This is a genomic window from Nocardia sp. MH4 (assembly GCF_019266065.1).
GTDB classification, from domain to species: Bacteria; Actinomycetota; Actinomycetes; order Mycobacteriales; family Mycobacteriaceae; genus Nocardia; species Nocardia canadensis.
Map to the genome: position 1 here is coordinate 1 of NZ_LPNR01000076.1, position 14509 is coordinate 14509.

At 71.2% G+C, this 14509-nt stretch carries 13 protein-coding genes, 1 pseudogene and 1 riboswitch; of the genes and pseudogenes, 11 read left to right on the forward strand and 3 right to left on the reverse strand.

The genetic code is table 11. The annotated features are described in order from the left end of the window. Nucleotides 1-254 (forward strand): annotated as a pseudogene (locus tag ATM97_RS07600) (glycosyl transferase); the annotation flags it as partial. A 389-nt stretch (nt 255-643) separates the two neighbouring features. Here ATM97_RS07600 and ATM97_RS07605 read toward each other — a convergent pair. Then, nucleotides 644-1348 (reverse strand): hypothetical protein, encoded by a 705-nt coding sequence (locus tag ATM97_RS07605; protein ID WP_218717238.1) that lies wholly within the window; start codon nt 1346-1348, stop codon nt 644-646. Between the two features lie 213 nt (nt 1349-1561). Beyond that, a riboswitch (SAM riboswitch) is annotated at nt 1562-1655 on the forward strand. A 27-nt stretch (nt 1656-1682) separates the two neighbouring features. On the opposite strand from ATM97_RS07605, the gene ATM97_RS07610 reads away from it, so the two are divergent. Genes ATM97_RS07610 through ATM97_RS07650 form a run of 9 tightly spaced genes read left to right on the forward strand, consistent with a single transcriptional unit; the run spans nt 1683 to nt 12090 of the window. Continuing rightward, nucleotides 1683-2390 (forward strand): LLM class flavin-dependent oxidoreductase, encoded by a 708-nt coding sequence (locus ATM97_RS07610; protein ID WP_218717239.1) that lies wholly within the window; start codon nt 1683-1685, stop codon nt 2388-2390. After that, the gene (locus tag ATM97_RS07615) at nt 2387-4006 is read left to right on the forward strand and encodes an ABC transporter substrate-binding protein (RefSeq protein WP_218717240.1); all 1620 of its coding nucleotides are present in this window, start codon (nt 2387-2389) and stop codon (nt 4004-4006) included. The genes ATM97_RS07610 and ATM97_RS07615 overlap by 4 nt, the downstream gene beginning before the upstream one ends. A 2-nt stretch (nt 4007-4008) precedes the next feature. Beyond that, nucleotides 4009-5022 (forward strand): ABC transporter permease, encoded by a 1014-nt coding sequence (locus ATM97_RS07620; protein WP_218717241.1) that lies wholly within the window; start codon nt 4009-4011, stop codon nt 5020-5022. 35 nt (nt 5023-5057) lie between these two features. After that, entirely contained in the window at nt 5058-5957 is a 900-nt protein-coding gene (locus ATM97_RS07625; RefSeq protein WP_218717242.1) for an ABC transporter permease, read from the forward strand. Continuing rightward, nucleotides 5954-7651: an ABC transporter ATP-binding protein gene (locus ATM97_RS07630; RefSeq protein WP_218717243.1), complete on the forward strand. Its 1698-nt coding sequence runs from the start codon at nt 5954-5956 to the stop codon at nt 7649-7651. The genes ATM97_RS07625 and ATM97_RS07630 overlap by 4 nt, the downstream gene beginning before the upstream one ends. Beyond that, a complete protein-coding gene (locus tag ATM97_RS07635; RefSeq protein ID WP_218717244.1) occupies nt 7648-8772 on the forward strand; it encodes an LLM class flavin-dependent oxidoreductase in 1125 nt (374 codons plus the stop codon). The genes ATM97_RS07630 and ATM97_RS07635 overlap by 4 nt, the downstream gene beginning before the upstream one ends. After that, nucleotides 8769-10136: an NtaA/DmoA family FMN-dependent monooxygenase gene (locus ATM97_RS07640; RefSeq protein ID WP_218717245.1), complete on the forward strand. Its 1368-nt coding sequence runs from the start codon at nt 8769-8771 to the stop codon at nt 10134-10136. The genes ATM97_RS07635 and ATM97_RS07640 overlap by 4 nt, the downstream gene beginning before the upstream one ends. Further along, nucleotides 10133-10942 carry a DUF1684 domain-containing protein gene (locus ATM97_RS07645; protein ID WP_218717246.1) on the forward strand — a complete coding sequence of 270 codons (810 nt, stop codon included), beginning with the start codon at nt 10133-10135 and terminating at the stop codon, nt 10940-10942. The genes ATM97_RS07640 and ATM97_RS07645 overlap by 4 nt, the downstream gene beginning before the upstream one ends. Then, a complete protein-coding gene (locus tag ATM97_RS07650) occupies nt 10939-12090 on the forward strand; it encodes an LLM class flavin-dependent oxidoreductase (protein WP_218717247.1) in 1152 nt (383 codons plus the stop codon). The genes ATM97_RS07645 and ATM97_RS07650 overlap by 4 nt, the downstream gene beginning before the upstream one ends. Before the next feature lie 139 nt (nt 12091-12229). On the opposite strand, the gene ATM97_RS07655 is transcribed toward ATM97_RS07650, so the two are convergent. Further along, nucleotides 12230-12640, reverse strand: a complete 411-nt coding sequence (locus ATM97_RS07655) for a hypothetical protein (RefSeq protein ID WP_218717248.1) — start codon at nt 12638-12640, stop codon at nt 12230-12232. 269 nt (nt 12641-12909) lie between these two features. Here ATM97_RS07655 and ATM97_RS07660 point away from each other — a divergent pair, with 269 nt between their 5' ends. Then, nucleotides 12910-13497 carry a DUF2867 domain-containing protein gene (locus ATM97_RS07660; protein ID WP_218717249.1) on the forward strand — a complete coding sequence of 196 codons (588 nt, stop codon included), beginning with the start codon at nt 12910-12912 and terminating at the stop codon, nt 13495-13497. On the opposite strand, the gene ATM97_RS07665 is transcribed toward ATM97_RS07660, so the two are convergent. Further along, entirely contained in the window at nt 13487-14488 is a 1002-nt protein-coding gene (locus ATM97_RS07665) for a methylenetetrahydrofolate reductase (RefSeq protein ID WP_374104835.1), read from the reverse strand. The two genes, ATM97_RS07660 and ATM97_RS07665, sit on opposite strands and share 11 nt — an antisense overlap. Nucleotides 14489-14509: the final 21 nt, after the last annotated feature.

Sequence of the window (14509 nt, forward strand, 5' to 3'; positions counted from 1 at the left end):
CACGCGGCCGGGTCCGCCGCGCCGGACTGCTCGGCTACCTCGCCGCCGTGGTGGGCCGCCTCGCCGCCCGCGCCACCGAGACCCGGCAGCGGCCGACCCGCACCGACCTCACCTCCGCGCTCGCCCACCCGCTGGGCGTGGCGCACTACTTGGCGCTGTGGACCCGGTCGCACTACCGCCATCGCACCGGCACGCTGCGCTGGAAGCAGCGCCCACTGGTCGCGCCGGAGACCGCGAGCGCCCAGCACGCCTGACGCGCCCGGCCGCGCTCAGCGATCGGTGATCCGCAACGAGAATTCGCCGCCCATCCCCCGGCTCGTCGTCCGGGTCAGCCGCAGCCGCGACATACCGTCGACGAGATCGCGATTGCCGCCCCGACGAAGATCCGGCCACAGCCACGAGATCCTCGACCCCCAAGCGATCCGGCGCCACGCGATCCGGCGCCACGCGATCCGGCGCCACGCAGGAAGAGAGCAGATCCGCGGGGCCACCTTAAGGCGGCTGCCGCACGCGCTGTTCCATCGGCCAGGACCAGCACCAGCATGGCGGCCAGGAACACCGTCGAAGCCGTTGGTCGCGTAGACCACCCGCTTGCCGCCGAGTGCGGCGGCGCGCGCGAGTCCGTCGAGTCCCCGCTGAGCCCTCAGGGAACCTCGGTGATCCCGACGGTCGGGAAGAAGAAGCAGGAGCGGCCCGCGTTGTCGGTGGTGCCGAAGACGGCGGCCAGGACGGTGCCGTGGCCGGTGTCGACCGGGACGGCCCGCACACCGCCGACCGGGACGGCGGCGAAGAGGAAGTCGCGGATCGCGGTCTCGGCGATGGGGCGCAGTTCGACGGGGACCTCGGGCGGGACCAGCGCGCGCACCACGTCGGCGATGGAGCCCATCGAGGCCAGCCCGCCGCGCCCGGTGCTGATATTGAGCCAGGCCACCTGCATGCCGGAGGTCTCGGTGGCCGCGGTGTCCGGTGCCAGGCCGTAGGGCAGGAAGGTGAACATCGTCTGGCCCGACTTCACGGCGGTGAGGTCGAGACCGGGGATCTGCACGGCGTTGGCGGGCCACGGGCCGGGCACCGCGCCCGCGACGGCGGGCACGAGCCCGAGGCCGTCGCCCGCGCAGTTCGCGGCGACCGTCGGGTACAGGAACGGTTGGATGCCCAGCGCTTTCAGGGTGTCGACGACGGTCTGATACGCGCCGAGCAGGTCACCGGGACCGGCGGTCGGGGTGGCGGCGGGCGCATCCCTGGTTACCGTCGCGGGCACGGCCGCCGCGGTGGGCGCGGCCAGCAGCAGCGCGGCGGCGCAGGCCGCCAGCGTGGTCAGGGCGGTGAAACGACGCGGCACGGTCACAACGCACTCCTCATCGACGCGGAGACATCCGACGCTACGCCCGTATCCGGCGGAATCCGCGCAGGTGAGGCGCGTCGTTTCGTCGGCGCGTCGCGGACAGTGTGCACCAGCGCCGCCCCGGTTCCAAGCTCTGCGCTCACGCTGATCCTTACCGTTGTGAAGTATCGCCGCAGTGCCACATGCTGATTCGGTACCGGCCCCTGTGGTCGGTCACAACCATCCAGAGCGACCGAGAGACCTGGCTCCATGACGTCGCAGCAACCCGCCCGTTCCCGGGTGTGGGTGCTTCCGCCAGGTTCGATGGAGGAGCAAGAGTGGCGAGGTCTGCTGTCGCATGAAGTTTCTGTTGTTCACGCTGGTGACCCGGGCGGTGACCACGCTCAGCCTGCTCGACCCGGTGCGCGCGTCCGAGGACTACGCGACGCTGGACAACCTGGCGGATGGCCGGCTGGAGCTGATCATCGGCAAGGGCAACGGCCCCGCGCAGGCCCGGATCTGGCACGGCAGCGCGACCAGCCGCGAGTCGGTGGAACTGGCCGCGCGCCACGGTGATCCGCTGTTCTCGGCCGACGTCACCAACCCCATCGAGCCGTCTGCCGAACTGGTTCGCCACTATCGGCAGCGCTGGGCCCACTACGGCCGCGACCCCGCCGACGCGCTCGTCGGCGCGGGCACCGCGGGCTTCCACGTCGCCGCCACCTCCCAGCAGGCCAGAGCGGTCTCCACGCCGCTGTTCGAGGCGCGTCGCGCGCTGGCGCGAAAGCTGGGCCTGCCCCTGGTGTTCGACACCATCGACGACTTCCTCGCGCGCAGCTCCGCTCTGGTCGGCAGCCCGCAGGAAGTCATCGACAAGGTCGGCCGCTACCACGAGCAGCTCGGCCACGAGGTGATCCATCTCTCCGCCGAACGCGACGGTCGCGCCGACACCGACTACCTGGGCAGCCTCGAGCTGTACCAGGCCGAGGTGGCGCCCGAACTGCGCCGCCGCATTCCCAGCCATCCCCTGGCCGCAGGCCGCGAATTCTCTGGAGTCACCCCGTGATCGGTCCTCGTCATCGTTTCGCCGCCGCCGTCGGCGTCCTGGCTGTCGCCACCTCCGTGGTCGCGTGCGGCAGCGACACCGGCGGCGCGGGTGGGCAGGCCGGTCCGCCGCAGCCCGGCGGCACCCTGCGCTACGGGTTGTCCCAGGCCCCGTCGTGCTCGGATCCGGCCCAGGCCGGGTCGAACCAGACCATCTACGTCACCCGCCAGATCGTCGACTCGCTCACCGACCAGGACCCCAAGACCGGCGCGATCACCCCCTGGCTGGCCAAGAGCTGGGAGGTCAGCCCCGACGCCAAGGTGTTCACCTTCACCCTCGCCGACGGCGTCACCTTCAGCGACGGCACCGCGCTGACCGCGGATTCGGTGCGCGACACCTTCGACGCGATCGTCGAGCTGGGCGGTGCGAAGGCGCCGCTGGGCGCGAGCTACCTGACCAACTACGTCGGCACGACGGCGGTCGACAAGCTCACCGCCCGGGTCGAGTTCAGCCAGCCCAACGCCCAGTTCCTGCAGGCCTCCTCGACGCCGCAGCTCGGCATCCTGGGCCGGGCGACCAATGCCAAGCCGGCCGAGGCCCGCTGCGCGGGCGACAACATCGGCAGCGGCCCGTTCACCTACGCCGCCTACAAGCAGGACGTCTCGGTGACCCTGGCCAAGCGGGCCGGATACCACTGGGGCTCGGCGGTCTTCGGCCATCAGGGCGAGGCCTACCTGGACCGGATCGAATTCACCGTCGTTCCCGAGTCCGGCGTGCGCACCGGCAGTCTCGTCTCCGGCCAGCTCGACGCGATCAGCGACGCGCTGCCCCAGGACGCGCCGCAGATCGAGGCCGTCGACGGCCGGATCCTGTCCACCTCCAACCCAGGCACGCCGTTCGGCTTGCAGCTCAACGTCAATCGCGGCCCGCTGCGCGATCCAGCCGTGCGCCAGGCGCTGCTGCCCGCGCTCGATCGCAAGCAGCTCGTCGACACCGTGCTCGGCCCGCAGTTCAAGTTCGCGACCTCGTCGCTGGCCTCGGCGACCCCCGCCTACACGGACCTGTCGGCGAAGCTGCCCAACGACCCGGCCGAGGCGAAGTCGATCCTCGACCAGGCGGGCTGGGTGCCCGGTGCCGACGGTATCCGCGCGAAGAACGGTGAGCGCCTGAGCTTCTCGGTGACCTTCAGCCAGGTCTTCGCGGGCAACCAGGCGATCCTGGAGCTGGTGCAGCAGCAGCTGCGGCAGGTCGGCGTCGAGCTGACGCTCGATCTGGTCTCGGGCCCGGAGAGCACCGCCAAGATGAACTCCAAGGACTACGACTCCTTCTACAGCAACTCCACCCGCGCCGACGGTGACATCCTGCGCACGTGGTTCTCGCTCACCGGCCGCAACCTCAACGCGCGCGGCCCGATCCCGGCGCTGGACGAGACCCTCGACAAGCAGCTGGCCACCAACGATCCCGCGGCCCGCGCCGCGCTGCTCGGGACCGCGCAGCAGCTGATCCTCGACAACGGCCTCTACCTGCCCACCGTCGAGTTGTCCCAGGCGATCGGCGCGGCCGCCAACACCCGGGATCTGAAGTTCGAGGCCTCGGCCCGACTGCAGTTCTTCGATACCTGGCTGAGCGGGCGCTAGTCATGGTCCGCTATGTGGGTTCGCGCCTGCTGCAGGCGATCTGGGTGATGTGGGCCGCGTTCACCATTTCCTTCGCCGTGCTGTACCTGCTGCCCGCCGACCCGGTGTCGATGGCCGCCGACGGCGGCGGCCCCGGCAGCGCCGTCGACAAGGCGGCGATCGCGGAACTGCAGGCGCGCTACGGGCTGGACAAGCCACTGTGGGAGCAGTACGTGACCGCGCTGGGCAACGCGGTGACCGGCGATCTCGGCCGGTCCATCACCACCGGCCAACCGGTCACCGAGGCCCTGCTCGACGTGCTGCCCGCCACGCTCGGGCTGGCCGCGCTGGCGCTGCTGTTCGCCACGCTCGGCGGGGTGGTGCTGGCCTTCGCCGCCACCTACACCCGCCGCCCGTGGCTGCGCAACACCCTCAACGCGCTGCCGCCGCTGGGGGTGTCGGTGCCGACGTTCTGGACCGGCCTGATCCTGTTGCAGCTGTTCTCCTTCCGGCTGCACTGGTTCCCGGCGTTCGGCGGGACCGGGCTGCGCGGCACCCTGCTGCCCGCGCTGACCCTGGCCCTGCCGATCGGCGCGGTGATCGCCCAGGTGCTCGCGGCCGGATTGCAGCAGACCTGGCGGCAGCCGTTCACCGAGGTGGCGCTGGCCAAGGGCGCGTCGCGCTGGTGGGTGCAGCGGCGCCACGTCGCGCGGCTGGCGAGCGTGCCCGCGTTCACCATCGCGGGTGTGCTGGTCGGCACCATGCTCGCCGGTTCGGTGGTGGTGGAGTCGGTGTTCGCCCGCGCGGGCGTGGGCAGGCTGACCCAGACCGCCGTGCTCAACCAGGACATCCCGGTCGTGCAGGGCGTGGTGTTGCTGTCCGCGCTGATCTTCGTCGCGGTGAATCTGACCGTCGACCTGCTCTATCCGCTGCTCGATCCACGCATCACCGGTGCGAGCAGGCGGCGGGCCACCGCGCGCGCCGCGCTCCCGGACACCAAGGCCGATGTCGCCGCGAAGGCGGTGCACAGTGCCTGATCCCACCCCGCCCATCGAGACCGAAGGGAACGTCCATGGTTGACATCCTCGTGCGCCGTGGCACGGTCGCCGAGCGGCCCGACGCGGCCGACGACAGCCACGTACGGACGCACCGTGCCGCCGCGGCGGCGCGCTGGGTCCGCGGGCATCTGGGCCTGATGCTCTCGGGCGTCGTGCTCGTCGTCGCGGTCGGCTGGGCGGTGGCGCCGTCGGTGTTCGCCTCCGGCGACCCGCTGACCGGCGTGCCCGCCGAGAAGTTCCAGGCGCCCAGCGCGGCGCACTGGTTCGGCACCGACAATCTCGGCCGTGACCTCTACACCCGGATGGTGCACGGCGCCGGGCTCTCGCTCACCGCGACCCTGACCGCCGTCGGGATCGCCCTGGTGATCGGCTCGCTGCTCGGGCTGCTGTCCGGCGCGGCGGGCGGGATCGTCGACACCGCGATCATGCGGGTCGTCGACGTGCTGCTCTCGATCCCCGCGCTGCTGCTGTCGCTGGCCCTGGTGACCGCGCTGGGCTTCGGTACCCGCAATGTCGCGCTCGCCGTCGGCATCTCGCTGATCGCCAACTTCGCCAGGGTGATGCGCTCGGAGGTGCTGCGGGTGCAGCACGCGCCGTATGTCGAGGCGGCGCACGCGTCCGGCGTGCGCTGGTACGCGGTGCTCGCCCGGCACGTGCTGCCCAATTCGTTCCAGCCCGTGCTGGCGCTGGCCGCCGTGGAATTCGGGATGGCGGTGCTGGCGGTGTCGTCGCTGAGTTTCCTCGGCTACGGCACCAAACCGCCCACCCCCGAATGGGGTTCGCTGATCTCGGAGGGCCGCAACTTCCTCGCGTCGGCGTGGTGGCTGACGACGCTGCCGGGTCTGGTCATCGTCACCGTCGTGCTGTCGGCCCAGCGCCTCGGCCGGTTCGTGGGAAAGGCGGAGACCCGATGAGCGAGTCGGCGGCCACACACCCGACGTCGGCGGCGGAAGCGTCCGCCGCACACGCGGAAGTTCCAGCGCTCCCGGCCGGTCCGCTGCTGCGCGTCGACGAGCTGCGCATCGCCTACCACTCCAGCTCCGGCCGGGTCGACGCCCTGCGCGGCGCCTCGATCGAGGTCGGGCGCGGGGAGGTGGTGGCGCTGGTCGGGGAATCCGGCTCGGGCAAGTCCACGCTGGCGCACGCGGTGATCGGCCTGCTCGGCGATACCGCGCGCTTCGTCTCCGGCGGCATCGACTTCGCCGGCGAGAAGGTCGACCCGACCGACGAGAAGGCCCTGCGGCGCCTGCGCGGCGCCCGGGTCGGACTGGTGCCGCAGGATCCGGGACTGTCGCTGAATCCGGTTCTGCGCGTGGGTGATCAGGTGGCCGAGGCGCTGCTGGTGCACCGGCTCGCCGATCGGCGCGGCGCCCGGTGGCAGGCGCTGGACCTGCTCGCGGAAGTCGGGCTGGACCGACCCGAGCTGCGGGCACGGCAGTTCCCCCACGAATTGTCCGGTGGCCAGCGGCAGCGGGTGCTGATCGCCATCGCGCTGGCCTGCGGACCGGAGCTGATCATCGCCGACGAGCCCACCAGCGCCCTGGACGCGACGGTGGCCCGCCAGGTGCTGGATCGGCTGGCGGAACGGATCGCGGCCCGCGGCACGGCCGTCCTGCTGATCACCCACGATCTGGCCGTCGCCGCCGAGCGGGCCGATCGGCTGGTCGTGCTCGAACGCGGCGAGGTGGTCGAATCCGGTCCTGCGGCACAGGTGCTCACCCATCCGCGGCATCCCTACACACGTCGGCTGCTCGCCGCCTCCCCCGCGCTCGCGCCCGCCGGCTTCCGACCGCCGCGGGCCAGGGCCGAGTCGCCGCTGCTGTCGGTGCGCGCCCTGCACAAACGGTTCCACGCGGCCGAGGTGACCGCGGTCGACGATGTCGGGTTCACCCTCGACCGGGGCGAGACCCTCGCGCTGGTGGGCGAATCCGGTTCGGGCAAGTCCACCACCGCGCGCATCGCGCTGCGATTGACCGAACCCGACAGCGGCACGGTGACCTTCGACGGGCACGACCTCACCAGGGCGCGCAGGCGCAGGCTGCGCGAGCTGCGCAGGCGCTTCCAGGTGGTCTACCAGAACCCGTACTCGTCACTGGATCCGCGCTGGCAGGTCGGCGACATCATCGCCGAACCCCTGCACGCCTACGGCGTCGGCGACCGCGCCGCGCGAACCCGCCGGGTGACCGAACTGCTCGACCAGGTCGCGCTGCCCGCCGAGTTCACCGCGCGCAGGCCCGCCGAGCTCTCCGGCGGCCAGCGCCAGCGCGTCGCCATCGCCCGCGCGCTGGCCCTGCGGCCCGACCTACTCGTGCTCGACGAGCCGGTCTCGGCACTGGACGCCTCGGTGCAGGCGCAAATCCTCGACCTGCTCGACGGGCTGCAAGCCGAGCTCGCGCTCGGCTACCTGTTCATCTCCCACGATCTGGCCGTGGTCCGGCAGATCAGCGACCGGGTGGCGGTGCTGCGCCACGGTCGCATCGTCGAAACCGGGCCCACCGCCACCCTGTTCACCGATCCGCAGCACGACTACACGCGCGAGTTGCTCGCCGCGATTCCCACACCGAGCGTCCGGATCGACCCCCTCGACGGAAAGGACCCCACCCGATGAGCGAAGGCACGCTGTTCCTTGGCATCGAGACCGCGGGCACCGGAACGCATCCCGCGTCCTGGCGACGCGCGGACTCGCGTGCCGAGGATCTGTTCACCGCCGGCTACTGGACCGAGGTGGTGGCGCGCGCCGAACAGCTCGGCGCCGACGCGATATTCCTGCCCGACGCGTTCGGCCTGCAGGACGGCGGCACCGCGGTGACCCGCGGCCGACTCGACGCCGTCGCGATCGCCGCCCGCGTCGCCCCGCTGACCCGCCGGATCGGGCTGATCCCGCAGGCGCCGCTCACCCACACCGAGCCGTTCCACGTGTCCAAGGCGATCGCCGCGCTCGATTTCGCGAGCCTGGGCCGGGCCGGCTGGGAAGTGGGCGTGTCCGCCACGGCCCAGGAGGCGAAGGCTTTCGGCCGCAAGGCGGTTCAAGATCGCACCGACCTGTGGCACGAGGCCGACGAGGCGATCGAGGTGGTGACCCGGCTGTGGGACAGCTGGGAGGACGGCGCCGAGATCCGCGACGTGCCTACCGGCCGGTTCATCGACCGGGATCGCCTGCACTACATCGATTTCGCCGGGGACCACTTCTCGGTGAAGGGCCCGTCCATCACGCCGCGCTCGCCGCAGGGTCAGCCGATCGTGACGGTGCGCGCCGACGACGCCGTGGCCGTCGACGTCGCCGTGCGCCGCGCCGATCTCGTGCGGATCAGCGCCCCCGATCTGGCCACCGCCGCCGCGCACCGCGTTTCGCTGCGCGCCGCCCTCGCCGCGGCGGGCCGCGATCCGGACACGGTCCGGGTGCTGCTCGATCTCACCGTGCACCTGGCCGATTCGGCCGAGCGGGCCAGGGCTGAGGTCCGCGAGCTGGATCAGTGGCTGGGGCAGCCGATCGACGATCCCGGGCTCACCCAGGTCGGCACCGCGGGCGAACTCGACGACCTGCTCGCCGAGATCGGCGGTTCGGCCGTCGCCGACGGTGTGGTGCTGCGACCGCTGGCGCTGCCCGCCACTCTCGCCGCGCTCACCTCGCGCCCCGAACGGGCGACGGGCACCCTGCGCGAACAGCTCGGCCTCCCCCGCCCGGCCAGCCGTTATGCCGCCGCGACCACGCAAGGAGCAGCACTGTGAACGCGAAGCCACGCAAGCAAGTCCATCTCGCCGCGCACTTCCCCGGCGTCAACAACACCACCGTGTGGGCCGATCCGGCGTCGAAGTCGCAGGTCGATTTCGCCTCGTTCGAGCACCTGGCGCGCACCGCCGAACGCGGTCTGTTCGACTTCTTCTTCCTCGCCGAGGGGCTGCGGCTGCGCGAACACCGCGGGCGCATCCACGATCTGGACGTGGTGGGCAGGCCGGACACCTTGACCGTGCTCAACGCCGTCGCGGCGGTCACCGATAGGCTCGGCCTCGCCGGGACCATCAACAGCACCTACAACGAGCCGTTCGAGCTGGCCAAGCAGTTCGCCTCGCTGGATCACCTCTCCGGCGGCCGCGCCGCCTGGAACGTCGTCACCTCCTCCGACGCGTTCACCGGCGAGAACTTCCGCCGCGGTGGCTATCTGGACCACAGCGACCGCTACCGCCGCGCCGCCGAGGTGGTCGAGGCGACGAAGACACTGTGGGACAGCTGGCCCGCCGACGCCCTCGTGATCGACCGGGAGCGCGGCGTCTTCGCCCACGAGGTCCCCACCACGGCCGTCCGCAGCAGCCAGTTCGACATCGAGGCGCCGTTCGTGCTGCCACCGAGCCCGCAGGGTCATCCGGTGCTGTTGCAGGCGGGCGATTCCGACGAGGGCCGCGAATTCGGCGCCAAGGCCGCCGATGCCATCTTCACCGTGCACGGCACCCTCGAGGCGGGGCAGGCGTTCTACGCCGACATCAAGGGCAGGCTGGCGAAATACGGCCGCTCCCACGACGAACTGCTGGTGTTCCCGGCGGCGACGTTCGTGCTCGGCGACACCGAGGCCGAGGCGCACGAGCGGGCCAGGCACATCCGTTACCAGCAGGTGAGCCCGCAGACCGCCATCGCCTTCCTCGAACAGGTCTGGGGCCGCGACCTGTCCGGCTACGACCCCGACGGTCCGCTGCCCGACATCGAGCCCGACACCACGACCGAGATCACCCGCGGCCGGGTGCGGCACGCGAAAGATCCACTGGCCGTGGCGAAGGCGTGGCGCGCGCAGGCCGAGGCCGCGAACCTGAGCATCCGCGAGCTCATCATCGAGGTCACCACGCGCCAGCAGTTCATCGGCACCCCGGTCCAGGTCGCCGAGCAGATCGACCACTACGTGCAGTCCGACGCCGCCGACGGATTCATCCTCGTCCCGCACCTCACCCCCGCCGGGCTCGACGAGTTCGTCGACCGGGTGGTGCCGGAATTGCAGGAACGCGGCAGTTTCCGCACCGCCTACACCGGCACCACGCTGCGCGACCACCTCGGTCTGCGTCATCCCCACCACCACACCGTCGCCGAAGGAGCACGCGCGTCATGACGATCACCGTCGATACCACCAGCACCGCAACCACGTTCACCGACGACTGGCACCGCTGGCACAACGCCCGCGAGGACGGCCTGCGCGACCCGCTGGGCTGGCTCAGCCTCGCCGGACTGCACTGGCTCACCGACAGCCCCGAGCGCATCGACGGCCTGCCGGGCACCTGGTGGGTGACCGACGGGAAGGTGTTCATCACCGCCCAGCCCGCCGACCGGCTCGACGTCGACGGCGAGCGGATCGGCGGCGTGCAGATCTTGGTCCCGGCCGAGGGCGCGCCCGGGCTGAGCGTGTTCAACGAGGAGCGGGTCTTCGAGGTGATCCGGCGCTCCGGGCAGTTCGCGGTGCGGGTGCACGACCCGGCCGCGCCGACGCTGGCCGCGTTCACCGGCGTGCCCGCCTACCCGGCCGATCCGCGCTGGGTCGTCACCGGGCGGTTCACCCCGTTCGACAGCGCGCGCACCGTCACCACCGGCGCGGTCGTCGACGGACTCGAACACCACCACAGTGCCGCGGGCACCATCGAATTCCGGATCGGTGACACGACCGAGACCCTGGTCGCCTTCGGCACCCCCGCCGATCTGAAGGTGCTGTTCACCGACGCCACCAGCGGTGTCACCACCTACCCCGCGGCACGGTCGCTGGCGATCGGGGCGGTCGAGGCCGACGGGACCGTGACGCTGGACTTCAACCGAGCGGTCAACCTGCCGTGCGCCTTCAGCGACTTCGCGACGTGCCCGGTCGCGCCGGCCGAGAACCGGCTGCGGGTGGCGATCGAAGCGGGAGAACAGGATCCGACGCTGTGACCGTTCCGCTGTCGATCCTCGACCTCTCGCCGATCAGCGCCGGGTCCTCCGCCGCGCAGGCCGTGCGCAACACCATCGAGCTGGCCCGGCGGGCCGAACAGTGGGGTTACCACCGGTATTGGCTGGCCGAGCACCACTTCGTGTCGGTGGCCAGTTCGTCGTCACTGACGCTGCTCGGGCTCGTCGCGGCCGCGACCTCCCGGATCCGGGTCGGCACCGGCGCGGTACAGGTGGGCCACCACACCTCGGCTTCGATCGTCGAGTCGTTCGGCACCGTCGACGCGGTGGCGCCGGGCCGGCTGGATGTGGGGTTGGGCCGGTCGGGACATCGGCGCAGCCAGTTCGGGGCCGAGACCTCGACCACCAAGGGCGGGCGGCCGGTGCTCGACGCCCTCGTCGGGCGCACCGAGATCCGCGACGGCGTGGTGGTGCCACCGCCGTTCGATCCGCGCGGGATCACCGACCGGTCCAAGTTCGCCGCCTCGCTCGAGGCCTTGCAGCAGCCCGGCGCGCAGGCGCAGGACTTCCCCGAGCAGGTCGCCGACGTGCAGGCCCTGCTCGAGGGAAGCTATATCGGCTCCAATGACGTAGCGCTGCACGCTGTTCCCGGCGAGGGAGCCGAGGTGGAGCTGTGGCTGTTCGGCAGCACCGCCGGGGAGAGCGCGGAACTGGCGGGTCGCCTCGGCCTGCCGTTCGCCGCCGCCTACCACGTCGCCCCCGGCACCGCGCTGGACGCGGTCGAGGCGTACCGGGCGGCGTTCCGGCCCTCGGCCACCCTCGCCGAACCCCACGTGATCGTCTCCGCCGACGTGGTCGTGGCCGCCGACGAGGACACCGCCCGCCACCACGCGAGCACCTACGGCCACTGGGTGCACAGCATCCGCAGCGGTTCCGGCGCCTGCGAATACCTCGACCCCGACACCGCCGCCCCCCTCACCCCCGACCAGCTCCGCCTCGTCGAGGACCGCCTGGCCGCCCAGATCGTCGGCACCCCCGACACCGTCACCGAGCGTCTCCGGGCCCTGGCCGAGCTCACCGACGCCAGCGAACTCCTGATCACCACCATCACCCACCACCACACCGACCGCTTGGAATCCCACCGCCTCCTGGCCGACGCCTGGGGGTTACGCACCGCCCGCGCCGCCTGAACTGCGAGGGGCGGCGCCGCGACCACCGCGGCGCCGCCCCTCGTCCATTCACGAAATACGTTGCACCACAACACGGGAGCGGGCCGCCGCACGCGGCTTCCCATACCCGCCGACCCGAGCTCGGAAAGGTCTACGGGGTTCAGTCGAAGAGATCCGCTGTCTCCGCTGCGTCGATCGCGCGTCTCAGCCAAGCATCGAGCTGGTTCAGGTCTCGGCAACCCTGGATACGTTCCCGCTGGTCGTCGGAGACAGCGAGTCGACGGGTACCGAGGACCGTCAGGATGCTGGCCGCGGTGGCTTCTTCACGGCCCTCTTCACGGCCCTCTTCGCGGCCTTCTTGTCGGCCCTGCTCGACATACTTACGGGCGATCCGGCCCTGGTATTCGTAGGTCATCGTCATCAATTCCTCCAACCGTCGGCTGGCCGCCTCGGACAACACCTCATCGACCAGGTCATGGTACATCCGCGCACGCTCGTCATCGGTCTTCGTCAGGCCGACGAGGAGAGCGGTGAAGACCTCGTCGGAGTGGGGGCCGTTGCCGTGCGCCATGGCTGAGAGGACCGCCCGTTCCGGGGAGGACGCGGCCTCCCTGGTCGCGAATTTCGTGATGCGCCAACAGCGTTCGGCGAGTCTGGTGCGCCGCGCCGTTTGCTGTCCGGAATATCCGGAGTCGAGTCGGCTTGGACGCGGGCGTGTTCGCAGCCCGCAGGCGCAGCGGAGATCGATCGATTGCCGCTGCCGCGCGGATCTGATCTATACGTAGGCGTATATCAGGGGTACGCTCCCTCCATACGCATCCGTACGGAGAGGGGTTTCTCATGCGAGTTCCGGCAGTGGCGCATACCGGGCGGGGGTGGCGTATCCACGAGATCACGCCGGATTTCGAGGTCGAGGACGTGTGGCGGTTTCGGACGCCGGGTGGGGCGGCGGGGGACTTTCCGGCGCTGCTCGCGGCGTTGCGGACGGCGCGGGCGTCGGAGTCTTCCGGGGTGAGCGGGGTGTTGTTCGAGATCCGGTGGAAGCTGGGGGCGGTGCTGGGGTGGGATCGGGAGGCGGCGGGGGCCGGGCGGCGGGTGGCGTCGTTGCGGGATCGGCTGCCCGCCGACCTGCGGGAACTGCCGCGACCCGACGACGCGGGGAGCCCGTTCACCAGCCTGTACGCGCTCGACGACGAGTACGCGGCCGAGATCGCCAACGGCACCGTGCACGGGGTGATGCACCTGGGGTGGGTGCCCGACGACGACGGGCCCGGCTACCACCTGCAGATGGCGGTGCTGGTGAAGCCGAACGGGGTGTTCGGGCGCGCCTATATGGCCTTCATCAAACCGTTCCGCTACCTGATCGTCTATCCGGCGATGACCAGGAACTGGGAACGCGTGTGGACCGAGCTCGCGCTCACGCGCTGAGCGGGGCCGCCGTCACGCCGTAACCGAGATTGGTGAGCACCTCGCTGGTCGCCTTCGCGAAGTTGAGGGTGATGAAATGCAGGCAGGGGGCGCCCTCGTCGATCAGGCGCTGAGCCATCTCGGTGGCGATCTGGATGCCCTCGGCGCGCACGGCCGCCTTGTCCTCTTCGGGGCCGGTGCCCGCGGCGCGGGTCAGCCGGGCCAGCACCGACGGCTCCAGCGGACGGCCGCAGAGTTCCTCGGCGCGCTGCACGGTACGCAGCGAGGTGATCGGCATCAGCTCGGGAATGATCGGCTTGGCGCCCTCGATCGGGTCCATGGCCACCACCCGGTCCCGCAGCCGCAGGTAGTGCTCGACGTCGAAGAACATCTGGGTGATCGAATACTCCGCGCCCGCACGCAGTTTCGCGGCGAGCTGGCGGGTGTCGTGGTCGAGGTCGGGCGAGCGGTGGTGCCCCTGCGGGAACGAGGCGACACCGACGTGGAAGTCGCCCAGATCGCGCACGATGCGCACCAGTTCCTCGGCGTACTCGACGCCCTCGGGATGCTTGCGCCACTCCCCGAGCGGATCGCCCGGCGGGTCACCGCGCAGGACGAGCAGGTTGCGGATGCCGGAATCGGCGTAGGAGCCGACCAGCGCGCGCAACTCGTCGATGCTGTGACCGACGGCGGTGAGGTGGGCGACCGGGAGCAGGGTGGTCTCGGTGGCCAGCTCACCGGTGATCCGCACGGTGCGGTCCTTGGTGGAGCCGCCGGCGCCGTAGGTCATCGACACATAGGCCGGGTGCATGCACTCGAACTCGCGGACCGCGCGCCACAGCCGGGCCTCGCCCGCCGCGTCGCGGGGCGGATTGAACTCCACCGAGAAGGGCACGCCGCTGCCCGAGTGGGCACGCAGGCTCTGCACCACCGAGGGGGTGTTCGAGACGATCGACTGCTTCCGGGCGGGTCGATCAGGGGTCGAACGTCCCCGTCCATCGTCGAATGTCACCGGTTCAGTGTAGTGGTGCGC